Source organism: Agromyces sp. NPDC058110 (assembly GCF_042884735.1).
GTDB lineage: Bacteria > Actinomycetota > Actinomycetes > Actinomycetales > Microbacteriaceae > Agromyces.
In genome coordinates this window covers 18,440-37,870 of record NZ_JBHVTI010000005.1, presented here as the reverse complement: position 1 = coordinate 37,870, position 19,431 = coordinate 18,440, and the positions used below count along the sequence as shown (strand labels likewise).

Sequence of the window (19,431 nt, the reverse complement as noted above, 5' to 3'; positions counted from 1 at the left end):
AGGAGACACGCCCTAGATGTGGTCGTCGGCGACCGGCCCGCGCTCGTCTTCCTACGTCTGGAGGCGTCGGGACTTCGCATCGGTGAACTCGCGCCGGACGCCGTATCCGCCGGCGGAGCCCTCATCGATGAAGAGCACGCCGTACGATTCGAGCGTCGATCGCAGCGAATCCTGTGCTTCCGGTCGGTGCGCGTACCGCACCTGCGGTACGCGGAGTGCATCCTCCCGGGGGACGACCCCGATCGCGTCTCGGCGTTGACTTGAACACCTCCCCGGGGCCGATCGTCGGCCGGGGCCGTGGAAGGAAACCCAGATGAGCACGCCCGTGCTGCAGGTCGAGGATCTGCGCAAGTCCTACGGTCGGGGCGCGACGCGCTTCGACGCCCTCAAGGGGGTGAGCTTCGAGGTGCGCCAGGGCGAGTCGCTCGCGATCGTCGGCAAGTCCGGTTCGGGCAAGTCGACCCTCATGCACCTGCTCGCCCTGCTCGACCGGCCCACCGAGGGTCGGGTGCTCCTGCACGGCGAGCCGGCCGAACGCCTCAAAGGGGCTGAGCTGAACCGCGCACGCAACAAGACCTTCGGGTTCGTCTTCCAGCAGTTCTTCCTGACGCCGAACCAGACCGTGCTCGAGAACGTCATCCTGCCGTTGAAGATCGCGGGCGTCGGCCGCGCCGAGCGCAAGCGTCGCGGCCTGGCGGCGCTCGAGCAGCTCGGCCTCGCCGACAAGGCGAAGAACCGCGCGTCCGACCTCTCGGGCGGGCAGAAGCAGCGCGTGGTCATCGCGCGCGCCCTCGTGAACGATCCGGCGCTCATCTTCGCCGACGAGCCGACGGGCAACCTCGACTCCGCGACGGGAGCGGCCGTGGAGGACATCCTGTTCACACTCAACCGCGAGCGGGGCATCACGCTGGTCGTCGTCACCCACGACGAGGATCTCGCGGCCCGATGCGATCGACGGATCACCGTGCGCGACGGGCTGCTCGTCGACGCTGACGAACCGTCGGCGACCGAAGCCGAGGCGGTGGCCGCGTGAAGACCGCAGACGTCGTCGGCACGGCCGTCGGCAACACCTTCCGTTCGAAGACCCGGACGCTCCTCACGATCCTCGCGATCTTCGTCGGCGGGTTCACGCTCACGATCACCTCGGGCCTCGGCACGGGCATCAACCGCTACATCGACCAGACCGTCGCGTCGATCGGCGCGGAGGACGTCATGACGGTGACGCACACGAGCGAGGACATCGGCCTCGACTCCGGGCCGACCGAGTACGACCCGAACGCGGTCGCGTCCGGTGCGGCGGGCCCTCCCGGAGCACCGGGGGCGGCCGCAGCCGTCGACCCGATCACCACCGACGACCTCGACGACATCGCCGCGATCGACGGCGTGGAGTCCGTCGAGCCGACCAAGCAGGTCTCGGTCGACTTCGTGCAGGCCGGTGACGGGACTCCATACACGATCTCGGTCGGCTCGTTCATCCCGGGCATGGAGATGCAGCTCGCCGCGGGTGAGCAGCCGGACCCGGCCGCATCGTCGAACCAGGTCGTCATCCCGGTCGACTACGTCGAACCGCTCGGGTTCGCATCCGACGCGGATGCCGTGGGCGCGACCGTCGAGTTCGGCCTGACCGACGCGGTGGGCGGCTCGCACACCGTGACCGCCGAGATCGTCGGCGTCTCGGAGGCGGGACTCGCGGGCACCTCCGGTGCGTCACCGAACACCGCCTTCACGGACGCGCTGTACGACGCCGCGCAGACCGGCGCCCCGGCCGGCCAGTCCGAGCGCTACGGTTCCGCGATCGTGCGGTTCGACGCGACCGCGGGCGACGACGCGACGCAGGCGCTGAAGGACGACCTCGCCGACGCCGGGTTCACGGCGACGACCGTCGAGGACCAGATCGGCGCGTTCAAGACCGTGATCGATGCCATCGTGCTCGTGCTCAACGCGTTCGCCGTGATCGCGCTCATCGCCGCCGGATTCGGCATCGTCAACACGCTGCTCATGAGCGTGCAGGAGCGCACCCGCGAGATCGGCCTCATGAAGGCCATGGGCATGGGCTCCGGCAAGGTGTTCGGCCTGTTCTCGACCGAGGCGGCGTTCATCGGACTGCTCGGCGCCGCGGTAGGCATCGGCAGCGGCATGGCCGTGGGTCTCGGCCTCGGCAACGCGCTCGCGGGCAGCCTGTTCGCCGACCTGCCCGGCCTGATGCTGTTCGCCTACGACCCGACCGGGGTGTTGTCGATCGTGCTGCTCATCGTCGCGATCGCCTTCGCCGCCGGCACCATCCCCGCCGCGCGTGCGGCGCGGCAGGACCCCATCGAGTCGCTGCGCTACGAGTAGCGGCTGGATGGACGAGACGGGCGACCCGGACGCGCGACACCGCGTGCGGGTCGCCCGCACCAGGTCGGGGTAGGGGAGGATCGAACCATGAGCCAACCGGCAACGGGGTTCCCACGGCGCCGTCGCATGCCCGACCGGGCGTGGGACGCGATCGTCGTCGTCTGGTGCCTCCTGGTCGCCTTCGCCCCGACCGGGAAGCCGCGGGGGCTCATGGAGCCCTCCCTCGTGCTGAGCCAGCCATGGGCGCTCCTCATCGTGGCGGCCGAGGTGGTGGCGCTACTGTTCCGACGGCGTCGCCCCATCGGCGCGTTCGCGGCGACGGTCGTGCTGTTCGGACTCGGGCAGATCGCCTTCGGCAACGGTGCGCCGTTCGTGATGCCGATGATCATCGCCGCGTACGGGGTCGGCCGTCGTGCGACCCGGCGCACCGGCGGGTTCGCGATCATCGCGGCGATCGTGGTCGTCGTCGGGCTCGAGCTGATCCGGGCCGGGTTCGTCGGCTTCGACGGCTCCGTGATCGCGGGGCCAGCCGTCATGGCAGCCGCCGCCGCGCTCGGCGACGCGACCAAGTCGCGTCACGCGTACATCCTCGAGCTCGCCGACCGGGCCGAGCGCGCCGAAGCGACGCGCGACTCGGAGGCCCGACGCCGCGTCGCCGAGGAACGGTTGCGAATCGCCCGCGACCTCCACGACGCCGTCGCCCACCGCATCGCGGTCGTGAACCTTCAGTCCGGCGTCGCCCAACGTGCACTCGCTGAAGGCCGCGAACCCGACCTCGCGACCGCTCGCGAGTCCATCGCGGTGGTGCGCCGGGCGGCCGGCGACGTGCTCGGCGAGATCGGCGACCTGCTGTCGGCCCTCCGCGCCGAAGACGAAGGCGTGCAGGAACCGGAGCTCGTCCCGCAGGCGGGCCTCGCCCAGCTCGATGCGCTCGTCGAGGAGTTCGCAGCATCCGGCCTCGCCGTCACCGTTCGCCGGGAAGGCTCCGCCGAGCTGCTCCCCGACGCGGTGGACCGGACCGCGTACCAGGTGCTGCGCGAGGCGTTCACGAACGCGCACAAGCACGGCTCGGGCGGACACGCGCACGTGCTGGTCGAACAGGATGCCGCCCGGTTGGCGATCACCGTGACGAACCCGGTCGACACCGACGAGACGCGGACGCCGGCGCCGACGACCGGGCACGGCCTCGGCGGTCACGGCCTCGTCGGCCTGCGCGAACGCGTCCTCGCCGTCCGCGGCACGGTCGAAGCCGGCACGGCCGGCGGCGTCTTCCGGGTACGCGCGGAGCTGCCGCTCGGTCGGGATGGCACGCGGAACGCCGGAGGTGGTGTATGAACGCCCGCATCCTCATCGTCGACGACCAACCGCTCATCCGGCAGGCGGTCGCCGCTCTCGTCGCGGGCGAACCCGACCTCGATGTCGTGGGGGAGGCCGCCGACGGTGAGGAAGCCGTCGCGATGACGTCCGACCTGCGGCCCGACGTCGTGCTCATGGACATCCGGATGCCCGGGCTCGACGGCATCCGCGCCACCCGGCGCATCGCCGACGATCCGGCGCTCGCGAACGTGCGCGTGCTCATCCTCACGACGTTCGAGGACGACGAGAACGTCGCGCGCGCACTGCAGGCCGGCGCGTCGGGGTTCATCGGCAAGGGCACCGACCCCGACGCTCTCGTGGACGCCGTGCGCACCATCCACGCGGGCGAAGCGCTGCTCTCGCCGCAGGCGACGCGAGTGCTCATCGAGCGCTACGTCCGCGGTGGCGCTGTCCCGGCGCCCGAGGCATCCTCGCCCCTCGGTGCGGCCCTCGCGACGCTCACCGAGCGCGAGCGGGAGGTGCTCGTGCTCGTGGCGACCGGCCTGTCGAACGCCGAGATCGCCGTGCACCTCGTGATCTCGCCGCACACGGCGAAGACGCACGTGAACCGGGTCATGACAAAGCTCGGTGCGCACGACCGTGCGCAGCTCGTGATCGCCGCGTACGAGGCGGGGCTGGTTCGGGCAGGGGACCACTAGTCGTAGCCGGCCGGGAGGGACCGCTACCAGGGCATCGGCCGCTCCGGGCCCCGCTCGGAATCGTCGGGGAAGTGCGGCAGCTCGGTGCCGCCCGCGCGGATGCAGAGCCAGCGCAGCTCGCCCTCGCCGTCGGGGGCGCAGCGCCACGTACGCCAGACGCCCTGCCCGACGCGCACCACGGATCCGGCTCCGACGTCGACCACCTCGTCGTCGAGGCCCATCTGGCCCCGCCCCTCGAGGAACACGTAGAGCTCCTCGACCTTCGCATGCCGGTGCCAGTAGCCGGCCTCTTCACCCGGCGCCAGCGCGTTGGCGGTCATGCCGATGAACTGCGTCGTCAGTTCGTGGTCGATCACGCGACGCCCGTCGCGCGAGCTGTCTGGGCGGAATCCGCCGAAGTGCGATCGCCACGCGTCGAGTCCGCCGATGTCCAGCACCTGAAAGTCGCTCACCCGCGCAGCCTACCGACCTGAAACACTCGGGTAACGCGGGATGCCTACACTGGTGCAGGCCGAGGGGGCCCACGGAACACCGAGGGCCCTCGCGGCGTTCCTTCGCTCCGATCCCCGTACCACCCCCGCGGGCAACGAGAGGCCACGACCCATGACCGCGAATCCGGCGAGCGCCGCGAGCCAACCCGTCACCGTCTCGATCCGCCGAGAGGTCGACCCCGACCGCATCCCCGAGACCACCGCCTGGGTGCAGTCGGGGGTGAACCTCGCCAACCGGTACCCGGGCTTCCTCGGGTCGGGTTGGGTGCGTGCCGCAGAGGACTCCGACGTCTGGCACATGCTCTACCGCTTCTCGAACGAGCAGACCCTCGAGGCGTGGGAGCACTCCGCCGAGCGCGGCGCGTGGCTCGCCGAGGGCGAGGGCTTCGTGCGGTCCGAGCGATCGCGCCGACGCACCGGCATCGAGGGCTGGTTCGACGAGCCGCCGACCGGCTCCATCCCGGTCATCGACCCGACCCCGGCATCCGACGCCGACGAACTGCCTCCTGCACCGCCGCGCTGGAAGCAGGCGGTCACGATCTGGCTCGGCTTCTTCCCGGTCAACCTGGTCTTCACGTACCTCATGTCGCCCGTGCCGGGCTGGAACGGGCTGCCGATCTGGCTCCGCGTGCTCGTGACCACGCTCGTGCTCACGCCGATCATGACCTACTGGGTGCTGCCGTTCGTGACCCGGTCATTGCGGCGCTGGCTCGCTCCTCGCACGAGCTGAGCGGATGCCGCGGGCGGCCGCCCGCGGCACCGCTCACCCCTCGGCGGCCTCGCCGTCGTCGGGCGCCCGCCCGCTCGCGGTGCGCGACTCGCGGATGCGGCGCACCACGAGCACGACGAGCGCGACCGCGATCGCCCCGTAGACGAGGTAGTCGAGGTACTGCAGCCAATGGTCGATCGCCTGGTGCTGGGTTCCGAGCGCGGCACCCACGCCGATGAGCAGCGAGTTCCACGCGAGCGAGCCGAGCGCGGTGAAGGCCACGAAGGTGTGCAGCGGCATCCGATCTGCGCCCGCCGGCAGCGAGATGAGGCTGCGCACGCCCGGGATCATGCGGCCGAACAGCACCGACCATCGCCCGTGCCGGTGGAACCACTCGGCGCCGCGCTCGAGGTCGGTGCGGCTGACGAGGCGGGTCCACGCGATCCAGGCGATGGCGCGGTCGATGCCGATCGCTGCGCCCAGCGCGTAGAGCAGCAGGGCGCCGAGCACCGACGCGAGCGTCGACCAGGCGATGAGCCACCCGAGGTGCAGGTCGCCCGACTGGCTGAGGTAGCCCGCGAACGGCAGGATCACCTCGCTCGGGATCGGCGGGATCAGCACCTCGAGGAACACGAGCACGCCGACACCGGCATCGCCCATGGCGTTCAGGATGTCGGCGGCGAAGCCGGTGAGTCCGGTGAAGCCGTGGTCGGCCGCCTCGGCGGCGGTCGTGAGGGTCGTCAGGGGAGTCATGCGGCTCCGATGGTCGGCGGTCGGTGAGGGGTGCCCGTCGGCGTGACCACGCTAGCTGGCATGGGTGAACGCCGCCTGAGCATCGCGGCGCGCCGCGCACGACGACGGATGCCGCGGCCGGCCCAGCGGCCTCCGCCGGTCGGGAGCGTTCCGGATCTAGCCTGTCGGCATGGCCGTCAGTCGGAGTCGCGCCGCGGTGTACGCCCGTCGGCGGAAGCGCCGCATGGCGCAGCACACCCATGACCTCAGCCCGGAGCAGTGGGAGGCGCTGGTGGCCGAATGGGGTGCCTGCGCCTACTGCGGCGCGAAGGACCGGCCTCTGCAGAAGGATTGCGTCCAGCCGATCTCGCGCGGTGGCCGGTACACGCTCGACAATGTCGTGCCGGCGTGCGGACCGTGCAACGCGAGCAAGTCCAACGACGAGGTCACCTCGTGGCTTCGCCGCAAGAAGCTCGACGAGCGCGCGTTCCTGCTCCAGCAGTACGAGGTCCGCGTGCTCCTGCTGGCGCGCTTCGCGGTTCCGGATGTCGCAGTCGAGTGACGTTCCGACTGCCGGGCGGTGAGCGGACGATCAACGCCGCCCCCGCCGGCGAAAGCCGGGAGCCCCACCGAGATCGCCGGCGCCGACCGATCTCAGAGGTCGCGGCGCGCGTCCGGGTCGTCTGCGAGCCGGTCGGCCTCGCGCTCCACGGCCTCCTGCTCGGCCTCGCTGAGCGGCGGGAGGCCGACCTGGTCGGCCGGGATGCCCGCGTACGGGTCGGCACCGGGGAACTCCTGGCTGAAGGAGCCCGCGACGACTCCGCCGGGCGGAACCTCGTCGCCCGCGGAGCCCAACAGCGTCTCTTCACCGGGCGCCTGCTCCGGCACGTCGTCTCCGAGGTGCTTGCGATGCCACTCGCCGCTCATGTCCACTCCCACCTGTAACCGACCGGGCGCACCGATCGTCATCGAGACCATGGAGATGCGGGCGCCGTTGACGCTCGTCGGCATCGTCCACGGGGTGTTGAAGAAGTCTACGTCCGGCCCCGGACTCCGGGCTCGCCGAGAAGCGGCCGGAATCGTCCCCGGCCGGTGCGCGAGCATCTGGAGCGCTACGGCTCAGCGCACCCCGCGGATGCGCCGCGAGAGCTCGGCGGCGGCGTCGAGCACGCCGGTGGCCGCTGCATCCGCCGTCGCCTCGGGCGACTCGTTCGAGTAGGTCACGGCGATCGCCGCAGCCGGCCAGGCGAGGTGGTCGACGACGGGCGCGCCGACCGAGGCGAGGCCCGGCGTCACCTCGCCGTCCTCGGCGGCCCAGCCGCGCTGGCGCACCTCGGCGAGCACGCGCTTCAGGCGCCCGTAGGTCCAGTCCGCGGCATCCGCTCCGGCGCCGGTCGACGGATGCCGCGTGGCGAACGCCGCGCGATCGGGGTAGAGCGCGCGCAGCTGCGCCGGCGGCAGTTCGGCGAGCATCGCGCGGCCGGTGGCCGTGAGGTGGGCGGGCAACCGCACTCCCACGTCGGTCACGAGCGACGGGCGCCGCGGCGCGCGCTCCTCGACGAGGTAGAGCACGTCCCGGCCGTGCAGCACCGCGAGGTGCCCGCTCTCGCCCAGGCGGTCGACGAGGTTCGCGACGAGCGGGCGGCCGAGGCGGGCGAGCGGCTGCTGGCGGCTGAACCCGCTCGAGAGCTCGAACGCGGCGACGCCGAGGCCGTATCGGCGTTCCTCGGGCAGGTGCACGACGAAGCCGCGGTCGGCCATCACCGCGAGCAGGTGGTAGACCGTCGATCGCGGCAGGCCGAGCGACTGCGCGATCGTCGCGGCGGGCACCGGGCCGCGCTGCGCGGCGAGGTGGCTGAGGATCGCGAGCGTCTGGTCGGCGGCGGGCACCTTCGCCCCGCCTCGCGCAGTCGCGAGTGGGCGATCCTGGTCGTTCGATCGCGCGGTTTCAGCCAAGATCGCCCTTTCGTCGCAGCACCTGGCGGCCAGCCTACCCGCGTGTCCGGGATCCCGGACGGATGCCTCCGAGCAGGCGTTCCCGCGCGCGTGGACGCAGGCTGGAATGGAGGGCATGAGCACCACTGCGCCTGCATCCGCGTCCTCGTCGTCCGCGGCATCCGTCTCCGCACGCCCCGCCGCTCGCGGAGCCGACCTCGCCGAGGTCGTCGTCGGCGCGGGGCCGCTGAGCATCGCCGAGGTCGTCGCCGTCGCCAGGCACGGGGCATCCGTCGTGCTCGACCCCGCAGCACTCGACGGCGTCGCCGCCAGCCGCGAGATCATCGAGGCCCTGGCCGCCGACCCCGAGCCGCACTACGGCATCTCGACGGGCTTCGGCGCGCTCGCCACGACCTTCATCGCCGAGGACCGCCGTGCGCAGCTGCAGGCGAGCCTCGTGCGCTCGCACGCCGCCGGGTCGGGCGCCGAGGTCGAGGCCGAGGTCGTGCGCGCGCTCATGCTGCTGCGCCTGTCGACGCTCATGACCGGCCGCACGGGCGTGCGCCGCCAGACCGCCGAGACCTATGCCGCGATCCTGAACGCGGGCATCACGCCGGTCGTGCGCGAGTACGGCTCGCTCGGCTGCTCGGGCGACCTCGCGCCGCTCTCGCACTGCGCGCTGGTGGCCATGGGCGAGGGCGAGGTGCGCTCTAGCGCACCTCGAAAGGCGGCAGCCGTAGCGCGTGAGGAGCGCAGCTCCGAGCCGCGTACCGCGGAAGACCTCGAAACGCAGGCCCCGCCCGCAACCGTCCTCATGCCGGCGGGCGCTGCCCTCGCCGCCGCCGGCATCGCGCCGCTCCGCCTCGGCGAGAAGGAGGGCCTCGCGCTCATCAACGGCACCGACGGCATGCTCGGCATGCTCGCGCTCGCGATCGACGACCTGCGGATGCTGCTCGCCACCGCCGACGTCGCCGCGGCCATGAGCGTCGAGGGCCTCATGGCCACCGACGCCGTGTTCGCGGCCGACCTGCACGCCCTGCGCCCACAGCGAGGACAGGCCGTCTCGGCCGCGAACCTGCGCGCCGTGCTCGCCGGCTCCCCCATCGTCGCCAGCCACAAGGGCCCCGAGTGCACGCGCGTGCAGGACGCCTACTCGCTGCGCTGCGCCCCGCAGGTGCACGGCGCCGCCCGCGACACGCTCGCCCACGCGGCATCCGTCGCCGAGGCCGAGCTCGCGAGCGCCATCGACAACCCCGTGCTCACGCCCGACGGCCGCGTCGAGTCGAACGGCAACTTCCACGGGGCGCCGGTCGCGTACGTGCTCGACTTCCTCGCGATCGCGGTGGCGGATGTCGCGTCGATGAGCGAGCGTCGCACCGACCGGTTCCTCGACCGGGCCCGCAACCAGGGGCTGCCGCCGTTCCTCGCACACGAGGTCGGCGTGGACTCGGGCCTCATGATCGCCCAGTACACCGCCGCCGGCATCGTGTCGGAGCTGAAGCGGCTCGCCGTGCCGGCATCGGTCGACTCGATCCCGTCGTCGGCCATGCAGGAGGACCACGTGTCGATGGGCTGGGCGGCCGGGCGCAAGCTGCGCCGGGCGGTCGACGGCCTCACCCGCGTGCTCGCGATCGAGGTCATGACCGCCGCCCGCGGGCTCGCGCTGCGCGCGCCGCTCGAGCCCGGCGCCGCGAGCGACGCCGTCGTGTCGCTCGTCGCGGGCGTCGGGGCGGTACCCGGTCCCGACCGGTTCCTTTCCCCAGAGATCGAGGCGATCACCGCGATGGTGGCCGCGGGCGAGGTGCGCGACCGGGCCGCTTCGGCGGTCGGCGCCCCGCTCGCCTGACCCGGCGTCGGCCCTCCGAGCCGTCGGGATCCGTTGCGAGTTCCCGCCCGCCGAGATGCGGCGGTCGTCGACGGATGCCGGTGCGATCGGCACCCTCGGCGACCCCGTCGCACGATCCGCACGGGTCCGCTGCACCTTCGCGCAGACGTTCCTCAGAGGACCCCCTTAACAGGTCACAGGCGGCGTTTCAACTGTTGTGCGGCTCAAACGCCGGTGCCAGACTGAACGGAGTCGGCGTCGCGCCGGCAGCTCGAATGGACCCAATGACGCAGCATCGAACTCAGCCCGATCCACCCCGCGCGAACGCCGCGCGAGGCGGGCGTCGTGCCGCGACGACGGTCTCAGCACTCGCCCTCGTCGCCCTCATCGGCGTCGTCGGCTCGAGTCCCTCGTACGCCGAGGAGACGCCGCCCGCGACGCCTCCCGCCGTCGCGACCGAGACCGGCGACACGACGGGCGATGCGACCGAGACGCCCACCGACCCTGCGACCGAGGCGCCGAGCGAGACGCCAACGCCGTCGCCGACGCCTGAGCCCACACCCGAGCCGACTCCGACGCCCACGCCTGAGCCCACCCCGACGCCGACACCGACTCCCACACCTGAGCCGACCCCCACTCCGACGCCGACGCCGACTCCGACACCGACTCCGACACCCACGCCGACCCCGACTCCGACCCCGGTCGCACCGTCACCGGCTCCGCTCTCCGCCGACGTCGTGTTCAGCGGCGAGGGCCCGTACCTCCGCGTGACCACCGGCGCGAACCGCGACGTGACCTCGCTGCTCGCGGCTCGCACCTCGATCGACCGGGCGATGACCGACCTGCGCAAGGCCGAGACCTCGCTCGCGGGCGCGAAGTCGACGCGCGAGACCGCCCGCACGCTCGCCCGTCAGGCCGACGACGAGGCCGCAGAACTCCGCACCCAGGCCGACGCGGCCGGCCGCACGTACTTCGCAGCCGCGAAGAACAGCGGCGGAAGCACGCTCAGCTCGCTCGACGCGGCATTCGGCTCCGGCAAAGACCTGCTCGCCGGGCTCGCCGGCATGGCCAGGGTCGCCGATCTCGCGGGCGACACGGCCGCACTCGAGCAGATCGCCGCCGATGCCGACGCCGCAGCCGACGAAGCCGAGGCCAAGGCCGCCGAGGCCTGGGCCGCTGCCGACGAGACGGGCGTCGAACAGCGCGAGACCGCCGTCGCCGACGCCGAGACCGTGCTCGCCGCGGCGCGCACCTCGCTCGACGGCCTGCAGGCGAAGGCCGCAGCCGAGAGCGTCGCGCTGATCACCACGCTCCCGTCCGACTCCGGTCAGCTCAGCGAGCAGGGCTGGTCCCAGCCGGTCGCGGGCCGCCTGACCGACGGCTTCGGACCTCGGCCCGTGCGACCGGTCGCCGGTGTGAACGAGTTCCACCGCGGCACCGACGTCGCGGCATCGTGCAACACCCCCGTCTTCGCGGCCACCGGCGGCGTGGTCGTCGAGGCGCGCGCCAACGGCAGCTACGGCAACTGGATCCTGCTCGACCACGGTTCGGGCGTCTCGACCGGCTACGCGCACCTCGTCGACGGCGGGATCCTCGTGAACGCCGGCGACACGGTGACGGCGGGTCAGCTGATCGGCATGGTGGGCAGCACCGGCGCATCCACCGGTTGCCACCTGCACTTCGAGGTGCGCCTCGACGGCGTCGCGGTCGACGCGCGTCCGTTCATGGCGGCGCGCGGCATCCTCGTCGGCTGAGCCGAGCTGCGCCGAGCCGAGCCGAGCCGAGCCGTCCGAGGCCAGCAGGCGACCTCCCCGTGAACCTGCTCGTCTGGGATCCCGGACGGGTGCGCCGCGGCATCCGTTGTCGCACCCCATAACGTGAGCGAGCATCGGAGCATGACCGACGCACCCACGACCGAGCGCCGGGCGACGACCGGCCCGCGCACCGTCCGCGCCGCCCGCGGCACCGCCCTCACCGCCAAGAGCTGGCAGACCGAGGCGCCCCTGCGCATGCTCATGAACAACCTCGACCCCGAGGTCGCCGAGCGACCCGACGACCTCGTCGTCTACGGCGGCACGGGCAAGGCCGCCCGCAACTGGGAGTCGTTCGACGCCATCGTGCGCACGCTCGAAGGCCTCGAGGCCGACGAGACGCTGCTGGTGCAGTCGGGCAAGCCGGTCGGCGTGTTCCGCACGCACGAGTGGGCGCCGCGCGTGCTCATCGCCAACTCGAACCTCGTGGGCGACTGGGCGACGTGGCCCGAGTTCCGCAGGCTCGAGCAGCAGGGCCTCACCATGTACGGGCAGATGACCGCGGGTTCGTGGATCTACATCGGCACCCAGGGCATCCTGCAGGGCACCTACGAGACGTTCGGCGCGATCGCCCGTGCCCGGTTCGGCGGCAGCCTCGCCGGCACGCTCACGCTCACGGGCGGATGCGGCGGCATGGGCGGCGCCCAGCCGCTCGCGGTCACCATGAACGAGGGGGCGGTGCTCATCGTCGACGTCGACGAGACCCGCCTCGCCCGCCGCGTCGAGCACGGCTACCTCGATGAGTACACCACCGACCTCGACGACGCGATCGCCCGGGTGCTCGCCGCGAAGCAGGCGCGCACGGCCCTCAGCGTCGGAGTCGTGGGCAACGCGGCATCCGTCTTCCCCGAACTGCTGCGCCGCGGCGTGCCGATCGACATCGTCACAGACCAGACCAGCGCGCACGACCCGCTCAGCTACCTGCCCGAGGGGGTGGGCGTCGACGAATGGCACGCGCTCGCGGCATCCGACCCCGACGGGTTCACCCTGCGCGCCCGCGAGAGCATGGCGAAGCAGGTCGAAGCGATGACGGCGTTCCAGGAGGCCGGGGCCGAGGTCTTCGACTACGGCAACTCGATCCGCCGAGAGGCCGAGCTCGGCGGGCTCCCGCACGATCGTGCGTTCGCGTTCCCGGGATTCGTGCCCGCGTACATCCGCCCGCTCTTCGCCGAGGGCAAGGGCCCGTTCCGGTGGGCGGCGCTCTCGGGCGACCCCGCCGACATCGCCGCGACCGACCGTGCGATCCTCGAGCTGTTCCCCGAAGACGAGCACCTGCGCCGCTGGATCACGCAGGCCGGCGAGAAGGTGCACTTCGAGGGGCTGCCCGCTCGCATCTGCTGGCTCGGCTACCAGGAGCGTCATCTGGCCGGCCTCAAGTTCAACGAGATGGTCGCCTCGGGCGAGCTCAGCGCGCCCGTCGTGATCGGCCGCGACCACCTCGACTCCGGCAGCGTCGCGAGCCCCTACCGCGAGACCGAGGCCATGGCCGACGGCTCCGACGCGATCGCCGACTGGCCGCTCCTGAACGCCCTGCTCAACACCGCCTCGGGCGCGACCTGGGTGTCGCTGCACCACGGCGGCGGCGTCGGCATCGGCCGATCGATCCACGCCGGCCAGGTGATCGTGGCCGACGGCACCGACCTCGCGGCCGAGAAGATCGCGCGCGTGCTCGTGAACGACCCGGGCACGGGGGTCATGCGCCACGTCGACGCCGGATACGAGCGCGCCCGGGAGGTCGCCGCCGAGCGCGGTCTCTGCGTGCCCATGATGGAAGCATGAGCGACGGCGGTGCGGTCCGACGGATGCTGCTGACCGACATCGGCGAGCTCGTCACCAACGACCCGGCCCCCGGCCGTGAGGGCGGCCGGCTCGGCATCGTCCGCGACGCGGCCGTGCTCGTCGACGACGGGCGGATCGTCTGGGTCGGACCGGCCGCGCACGCGCCCTCGCACGGCGGCGAACGACGGCACGAGCGCGACGAGCGTCTCGACGGCGAGGAGCACCGCGCGCTCTGGGATGCCGACGTCGAGGTCGTCGACGTCGGGGGCAGCGCCGTGATCCCGGGCTTCGTCGACAGCCACACGCATATCGTGTTCGGCGGCGACCGGGCCGAGGAGTTCGCGGCTCGCATGTCCGGCGCGGCATACGAGGCCGGCGGCATCCGCTCGACCGTCGCCGCGACGCGCGCCGCGACCGACGACGAGCTGCGTGCGCGCCTGGCCGACTTCGTCGCCGAACTGCACGCGCAGGGCACCACCACGTTCGAGATCAAGTCGGGCTACGGCCTGAGCGTCGCCGACGAGGAGCGCCTGGTGCGCCTCGCCCGAGAGGTGACCGACGAGGTCACCTTCCTCGGCGCGCACGTCGTGCCGTTCGAGTTCCGCGAGGATCCGCGCTTCGGCGACGGCACGGCCCCCGAGGCCGCGGCGCAGGCGGCTGAACGCGCCGCCGACGCGTACGTCGAGCTCGTCGTCGGCGAGATGCTCGACGCCTGCGCCCCGTACGCCACGTGGGTCGACGCCTTCTGCGAGCGCGGCGCGTTCACGCCCGAGCAGTCGCGGCGCGTGCTCGAGGCGGGCGCCGCCGCGGGGCTCGGCATCCGGGTGCACGGCAACCAGCTCGGCCCGGGCGGCGGGGTTCGTCTCGCGGTCGAGCTCGGCGCGGCATCCGTCGACCACTGCACCTACCTCGACGACGCGGACGTCGCGGCGCTCGCGGCATCCGACACCGTGGCGACGCTGCTGCCCGGCGTCGAGTTCTCGACCCGCCAGCCCTACCCCGACGCGCGGCGGCTCATCGATGCCGGGGTCGAAGTCGCCCTCGCGAGCGACTGCAATCCCGGATCGAGCTTCACGAGTTCGCTGCCGTTCTGCATCGCGGTGGCCGTGCGCGACATGGGCATGACCCCGGCGGAGGCGATCTGGGCCTCGACGGCGGGCGGCGCGCTCGCCCTGCGCCGCACGGATGTCGGGGCGATCCGCCCGGGCGCACGCGCCGACCTCGTCGAACTCGACGCCCCGAGCCACGTGCACCTGGCCTACCGGCCGGGCGTTCCCCTCGTGCGGCGGGTGTGGGCCGGGGGCGAGCAGGTCGCCTGACCGGGTTCAGGCCCGGCGCACCTCGAGCGCGCTCACGCCGCTGAATCCGAGCCAGGCGCGGTCGCCCGACTCGACGAGCGTCGCGAGCACGTGGTCGCACGACGCGCAGCGCACGACGGTGCCGGCGGGGCTCGTGTACACGAGCGCCCGCGCGAACTCGTCGGTCGCGCCGCAGCCGTTGCACCTGGCGACGGCCGTCGTCACGTCGAAGGAGAAGAACTCGGCCAGCGCTCCGGCGAGCGCGTTGCCGTCGACATGTTGCATCAGGTGCCTCCGAATCGTTCGGTGCGAATGGCCCGGGCATCGTGCCCGAGTTCGATGAGCCAGGATGCGACGCGCTCGACGAACCCCGTCGAGCCGCAGACGTAGACGAGCGGGTCGTCGGATGCCGGGACCACCGCCGCGGCGAGCGCCTCGCGCGTGATGCGGGCGGGCGGGGTCGGCCAGCCCGCGGGCGCCTCGCGCGTGTAGACGAGGTCGAGCCGGAACGGGGCGGATGCGGCGGTGAGCCGTTCGAGCTCGGCGGCGAAGAACACGTCGGCCGGCCGGCGAACCGAGTAGAGCAGGCGGAACGGCGTGGGATCGTCGGCGTCGGCGTGGGCCTGCGCCATGGCCACGAGCGGCACGACGCCGGATCCTCCGGCGATGAGCTGCACCGGTCGGGCCGCGGCATCCGCTCCGCCCGACGCGCCCGGCCCGGCCGCGGCATCCGCTCCGCCCGACGCATCCGGCCCGCCCGCGGCATCCGCTCCGCCCGACGCACCCGGCCCGCCCGCGGCATCCGCACCGCGCACCGCCCCCGCCTGCCACACGAAGAAGGCGCCGAGCGGGCCGTGCACCTCGAACCGGTCGCCCGGGCGGACCTCGTCGACGAGGAACGGCGACACCTCGCCGTCTGGAACCCGGTCGACCGCGAGCACGACCCGTGTGGCGTCGCCGGTCGCCGGGCCCGACGAGGCGATCGAGTACGAACGGGTGGCCGAGTACCCGTCGGGTGCGGTGAGCCGTACGTCGAGGTGCTGGCCTGCGGCGTTGCCGGGCCAGCCGTCGACGTCGAGCTCAAGCCTCGCGGCGGAGGTCGTCTCGGGGGTGTTCGCGGCGACCGTGGCGGTGTGCCATCCCGACCGCGGCACCGAGGCGCGGCCGATCACCAGTACCGTTCCTCCTGCCACGGGTCTCCGTGGAGGTGGTAGCCGTTCTGCTCCCAGAACCCCGGGTCGTCGCGGGGCATCATCACGAGCGAGCGCACCCACTTCGCGCTCTTCCAGAAGTACAGGTGCGGCACGATGAGCCGCGCCGGTCCGCCGTGCTCGGGGTCGAGCGGCTCGCCGTCGAACTCGGTGACGATCCAGGCCTGGCCGTCGAGCAGTTCGTCGAGCGGCACGTTCGTCGTGTAGCCCCCGTAGCTGTGCGCCATGACGTAGTCGAACTGCGACTCGACGTTCTCGAACAGCGTGTCGAGCGAGACGCCCCGCCAGTTCGTGCCGAGCTTCGACCAGTGCGTGACGCAATGGATGTCGGTGACGACGTCTTCGGCGGGCAGCGCGTTGAACTCGTCCCACGACCATCGGTGGGTGCCGGCCTCGGTGATGATGCGCAGCTCCCACTCGGCGGTGTCGACCTCGGGCGTCGGGCCCGCCGACAGCACCGGGAAGTCGTGCACGAGCGTCTGGCCGGGTGGCAGGCGTTCGTCGCGATCGCGCGACCTGCCGCCGAATCCGCGTGTGACGAATGACATGCGCTGCCTCCCGATCGACCATCCCGTTTCCAGCTGACGATACCGATGCGAGGCGCCCGCGGCCAGAGGTCGGCGCTAGCGTAGACGCATGCCGAGCACGCGGGCCGCGTTCCATGAGACGGCCACCCTGATCCCGGTGGCGGGGCATCTCGAGCGGGTGCTCGAGGCCCTGAGGGTCGACGCCCGCGCCCGGGTCGCAGCCCCAGGGGGCACCGAGTCCGTGCGGCTCGCAGATGCCGCGGGGCGCGTGCTCGCGATCCCCGTCGACGCCGTGATCGCCTCGCCGCCCTTCGACAACTCGGCCATGGACGGCTTCGCCGTGCGGTGGGCGGATGTCGCGGGCGCGACGCCCGAAGCTCCGGTCGCGCTGCAGGTGGTCGCCGATCACGCGGCCGGGTCGACCGAAGTGCTCGACGCACCGTCGATCGGCCGGGGCGAGTGCGCCCGCATCATGACCGGAGCGCCGCTGCCCGCCGGGGCGGACACCGTGGTGCCGGTCGAGCGCACCGACGGCGGCACGTCCGGCGAAGGTGCGGCGCACCTCGTGCAGGTGTTCAGCGCTCCCGACCGGGGCCGGCACATCCGTCGCGCTGGCGAAGACCTGGCGGTCGGCGACCGGCTGCTCGACGCCGGCCTGCTGCTGGGTCCGCGCCACGTCGCGGCCGCAGCGACGGCCGGATGCGCATCGCTCGAGGTCGTGCGCCGTCCGCGGGTCGCGGTGGTCGCGACCGGAAGCGAGCTGACCGAGCCGGGCGAAGCCCTGCTTCCGGGCCGCATCCCCGACTCGAACTCCCTCCTGCTCGCGGGGCTCGTGCGCGACGCCGGGTGCGAGGTCGCCGAGGTCGTGCGCATGCCCGACGACGAGCAGCTCCTGCGGGCCTGGCTCGACGAGCGCGAGGCGGCCGACGCGGTGGTCTTCTCCGGCGGCGTGAGCGTCGGCGCGTACGACGTGGTGCGCCGCGTGCTGTCGGCGATCGGCACGGTCGACTTCGTGCGCGTCGCGATGCAACCCGGCTCGCCGCAGGCCTTCGGCCGTCTGGCCGACGGCACGCCGGTGTTCGGCCTGCCCGGCAACCCGGTGGCCGTGGCGGTCTCGTTCGAGGTGTTCGTCCGCCCGGCCCTGCTCGCGCTGCAGGGTCTGGCCTCGGTCCAGCGACGCCGCGTGCGTGCCGTCGCGACGACCGGCTGGGACTCGCCGGTCGGGCGGCTGCAGGTCATGCCGGTCGCCTTCGTCGAGACGCGGTGCGACGCGACGATGCCCGACGACGCGGGTGCGGCGTTCGACGGACTCCGCGTGCGGCCCGCGACGCGGGGCGGCGCGGGCTCGCACCTGTCGGGCGGGCTCGCCGCGGCATCCGGATTCGCCGTCGTGCCCGAGCAGGTCGAACGCGTCGAGGCCGGCGACGAGGTCGACGTGCTGGTGACGCCGTGAGCGACGACCTCGCCGATGAGCCGACCGGGCCGACGGCCCTGGCCGAAGCACGGCCGACGGATGCCGCGGCGCGGCCGCTCGACGCCGTGCTCCTGGCGGGCGGGCGGGCGTCGCGGCTCGACGGTGCGAGCAAGCCCGAGCTCGAGGTGGGCGGACGCACGCTCCTCAGCCTCGCGATCGACGCCGCCCGGCGCGCCGGTGCCCGAACCGTCGTCGTGGTGGGCCCGCCCGCGCTCAGCGCTCCCGGCTGCCTCGTCGTGCGCGAGGAACCGCCGTTCGGCGGGCCCGTGGCCGCCATCGCGGCTGGGCTCGCGGCCCTCGACCCGGCGAGGTCGGATGCACCCTCCGACGTGCTCGTGCTCGCGTGCGACCTGCCGCAGGCGCCCGACGCGGTCGACCGCGTGCTCGCCGGCCGTGCCCGGCACATCGCGGCCGACGGGGTCTGCCTCGTCGACGTCGACGGGCGCACGCAATGGCTCACCGCGATCTACGCCCGTGCCGCGCTCGACACCGCGCTCGGGGCGCTCGACGGCGGGCCCGACGGCGCCGCGATGCGTCACCTCGTGGGCGGGCTCGACCTCGTCGAGGTCGCCGACGGCGGCACCGGCGCCGACGTCGACACCTGGCCCGACCTCGAACGCGCACGGGAGCGCGCACGGGAGCGCCCACGCCGTGGTCCTGCGCCCGGCGCTGACGGCGGCACTCGCACCGCCGGTCGCGGCGGCACCGACAGCCGCAGCGACACCGATACCAACACCGACACAGGCACCGACACCGACACAGGCACCGACACCGACACCGACACCGACACCGAGGAGCGTGCATGACCACCGGAACCGAGCACCCCGATCAGCCTGCTCCCGCCGACCTCGACGCGTGGGTCGCCGAGATCGCCCCCACGCTCGGCCTCGACCCGGCCGACGTGCCCATCGGCGAGATCCTCGACCTCACGCGACGCGTCGCACATGGGATCGCACGCCCGGCCGGCCCGGTCACGGCGTTCATGATCGGACTCGCGGTCGGGCGCGGCACCGCGCCGGGCACCGCGATCGAGGTCGCGGAGCGCATCGGCACGCGCGCCGACGGCTGAGCTCCACTGCAACCACGAAACCTCCGCCGCATCCGGCGGCCAGGTGCCCACGCCCGCGCCCGCGCCCACGCCCACGCCCACGCCCACGCCCACGCCCACGCCCACGAGGGACTCATCCCACCCTGCTCCTCCACAGGGCGCGCCGACCGCACCCCGATGCACGTGCATGTCCGAATGCGTCCCTCATGTCGCGATCCGAGAGGAGTATGCCCCCAGAA

At 73.0% G+C, this 19,431-nt stretch carries 20 protein-coding genes; 13 read left to right on the top strand and 7 right to left on the bottom strand.

Annotated elements, in window-relative coordinates; all coding sequences use genetic code 11:
• Window positions 1-313 precede the first annotated feature (313 nt).
• The 4 genes from ACFVS8_RS12975 (at window position 314) to ACFVS8_RS12960 (ending at window position 4,352) form a co-directional block, all read left to right on the top strand.
• Window positions 314-1,033 carry an ABC transporter ATP-binding protein gene (locus ACFVS8_RS12975; protein WP_387062724.1) on the top strand — a complete coding sequence of 240 codons (720 nt, stop codon included), beginning with the start codon at window positions 314-316 and terminating at the stop codon, window positions 1,031-1,033.
• Window positions 1,030-2,337, top strand: coding sequence for an ABC transporter permease (locus ACFVS8_RS12970; RefSeq protein ID WP_387062722.1), 1,308 nt, complete (start codon window positions 1,030-1,032; stop codon window positions 2,335-2,337). The genes ACFVS8_RS12975 and ACFVS8_RS12970 overlap by 4 nt, the downstream gene beginning before the upstream one ends.
• Before the next feature lie 87 nt (window positions 2,338-2,424).
• Entirely contained in the window at window positions 2,425-3,672 is a 1,248-nt protein-coding gene (locus ACFVS8_RS12965) for a sensor histidine kinase (RefSeq protein WP_387062719.1), read from the top strand.
• Window positions 3,669-4,352: a response regulator gene (locus tag ACFVS8_RS12960; protein WP_387062715.1), complete on the top strand. Its 684-nt coding sequence runs from the start codon at window positions 3,669-3,671 to the stop codon at window positions 4,350-4,352. Before ACFVS8_RS12965 ends, ACFVS8_RS12960 begins: the two co-directional genes overlap by 4 nt.
• 23 nt (window positions 4,353-4,375) lie before the next feature.
• Here the strand turns inward: ACFVS8_RS12960 and ACFVS8_RS12955 are convergent, their stop codons facing one another.
• On the bottom strand, window positions 4,376-4,804 hold the full coding sequence (locus ACFVS8_RS12955) for a cupin domain-containing protein (protein ID WP_387062712.1): 429 nt from the start codon (window positions 4,802-4,804) through the stop codon (window positions 4,376-4,378).
• 151 nt (window positions 4,805-4,955) lie between these two features.
• Between ACFVS8_RS12955 and ACFVS8_RS12950 the strand changes: the two genes are divergently transcribed.
• The gene (locus tag ACFVS8_RS12950; protein ID WP_387062709.1) at window positions 4,956-5,573 is read left to right on the top strand and encodes an antibiotic biosynthesis monooxygenase; all 618 of its coding nucleotides are present in this window, start codon (window positions 4,956-4,958) and stop codon (window positions 5,571-5,573) included.
• Between the two features lie 33 nt (window positions 5,574-5,606).
• On the opposite strand, the gene ACFVS8_RS12945 is transcribed toward ACFVS8_RS12950, so the two are convergent.
• Entirely contained in the window at window positions 5,607-6,305 is a 699-nt protein-coding gene (locus tag ACFVS8_RS12945; protein WP_387062706.1) for a DedA family protein, read from the bottom strand.
• Window positions 6,306-6,474: 169 nt separating this feature from the next.
• On the opposite strand from ACFVS8_RS12945, the gene ACFVS8_RS12940 reads away from it, so the two are divergent.
• Window positions 6,475-6,846 carry an HNH endonuclease gene (locus ACFVS8_RS12940; RefSeq protein ID WP_387062703.1) on the top strand — a complete coding sequence of 124 codons (372 nt, stop codon included), beginning with the start codon at window positions 6,475-6,477 and terminating at the stop codon, window positions 6,844-6,846.
• Between the two features lie 92 nt (window positions 6,847-6,938).
• On the opposite strand, the gene ACFVS8_RS12935 is transcribed toward ACFVS8_RS12940, so the two are convergent.
• Together ACFVS8_RS12935 and ACFVS8_RS12930 are read right to left on the bottom strand one after the other, a co-directional pair.
• Window positions 6,939-7,211, bottom strand: a complete 273-nt coding sequence (locus tag ACFVS8_RS12935; RefSeq protein WP_387062700.1) for a hypothetical protein — start codon at window positions 7,209-7,211, stop codon at window positions 6,939-6,941.
• Between the two features lie 192 nt (window positions 7,212-7,403).
• On the bottom strand, window positions 7,404-8,174 hold the full coding sequence (locus ACFVS8_RS12930; RefSeq protein ID WP_387062697.1) for an IclR family transcriptional regulator: 771 nt from the start codon (window positions 8,172-8,174) through the stop codon (window positions 7,404-7,406).
• A 181-nt stretch (window positions 8,175-8,355) separates the two neighbouring features.
• Here ACFVS8_RS12930 and hutH point away from each other — a divergent pair, with 181 nt between their 5' ends.
• From hutH to hutI, 4 genes are all read left to right on the top strand, one after another.
• A complete protein-coding gene (gene hutH / locus ACFVS8_RS12925) occupies window positions 8,356-10,065 on the top strand; it encodes a histidine ammonia-lyase (RefSeq protein WP_387062694.1) in 1,710 nt (569 codons plus the stop codon).
• A 263-nt stretch (window positions 10,066-10,328) separates the two neighbouring features.
• On the top strand, window positions 10,329-11,798 hold the full coding sequence (locus tag ACFVS8_RS12920) for a M23 family metallopeptidase (RefSeq protein WP_387062691.1): 1,470 nt from the start codon (window positions 10,329-10,331) through the stop codon (window positions 11,796-11,798).
• 141 nt (window positions 11,799-11,939) lie between these two features.
• Window positions 11,940-13,634, top strand: coding sequence for a urocanate hydratase (gene hutU / locus ACFVS8_RS12915; protein ID WP_387062688.1), 1,695 nt, complete (start codon window positions 11,940-11,942; stop codon window positions 13,632-13,634).
• A complete protein-coding gene (gene hutI / locus ACFVS8_RS12910) occupies window positions 13,631-14,953 on the top strand; it encodes an imidazolonepropionase (protein WP_387062686.1) in 1,323 nt (440 codons plus the stop codon). The genes hutU and hutI overlap by 4 nt, the downstream gene beginning before the upstream one ends.
• Before the next feature lie 6 nt (window positions 14,954-14,959).
• On the opposite strand, the gene ACFVS8_RS12905 is transcribed toward hutI, so the two are convergent.
• The 3 genes from ACFVS8_RS12905 to ACFVS8_RS12895 are packed head-to-tail and all read right to left on the bottom strand — an operon-like array spanning window position 14,960 to window position 16,691.
• The gene (locus tag ACFVS8_RS12905; RefSeq protein ID WP_387062683.1) at window positions 14,960-15,217 is read right to left on the bottom strand and encodes a DUF6510 family protein; all 258 of its coding nucleotides are present in this window, start codon (window positions 15,215-15,217) and stop codon (window positions 14,960-14,962) included.
• Window positions 15,217-16,125 carry an FAD-binding oxidoreductase gene (locus ACFVS8_RS12900; protein WP_387062681.1) on the bottom strand — a complete coding sequence of 303 codons (909 nt, stop codon included), beginning with the start codon at window positions 16,123-16,125 and terminating at the stop codon, window positions 15,217-15,219. The genes ACFVS8_RS12905 and ACFVS8_RS12900 overlap by 1 nt, the downstream gene beginning before the upstream one ends.
• The gene (locus tag ACFVS8_RS12895) at window positions 16,101-16,691 is read right to left on the bottom strand and encodes a sulfite oxidase-like oxidoreductase (protein WP_387062678.1); all 591 of its coding nucleotides are present in this window, start codon (window positions 16,689-16,691) and stop codon (window positions 16,101-16,103) included. Before ACFVS8_RS12895 ends, ACFVS8_RS12900 begins: the two co-directional genes overlap by 25 nt.
• Window positions 16,692-16,779: 88 nt before the next feature.
• On the opposite strand from ACFVS8_RS12895, the gene glp reads away from it, so the two are divergent.
• Genes glp through ACFVS8_RS12880 form a run of 3 tightly spaced genes read left to right on the top strand, consistent with a single transcriptional unit; the run spans window position 16,780 to window position 19,213 of the window.
• Entirely contained in the window at window positions 16,780-18,123 is a 1,344-nt protein-coding gene (gene glp / locus ACFVS8_RS12890) for a gephyrin-like molybdotransferase Glp (protein WP_387062676.1), read from the top strand.
• Window positions 18,120-18,950, top strand: a complete 831-nt coding sequence (locus ACFVS8_RS12885) for a molybdenum cofactor guanylyltransferase (protein WP_387062673.1) — start codon at window positions 18,120-18,122, stop codon at window positions 18,948-18,950. Before glp ends, ACFVS8_RS12885 begins: the two co-directional genes overlap by 4 nt.
• Entirely contained in the window at window positions 18,947-19,213 is a 267-nt protein-coding gene (locus ACFVS8_RS12880; RefSeq protein ID WP_387062670.1) for a DUF6457 domain-containing protein, read from the top strand. Before ACFVS8_RS12885 ends, ACFVS8_RS12880 begins: the two co-directional genes overlap by 4 nt.
• Window positions 19,214-19,431: the final 218 nt, after the last annotated feature.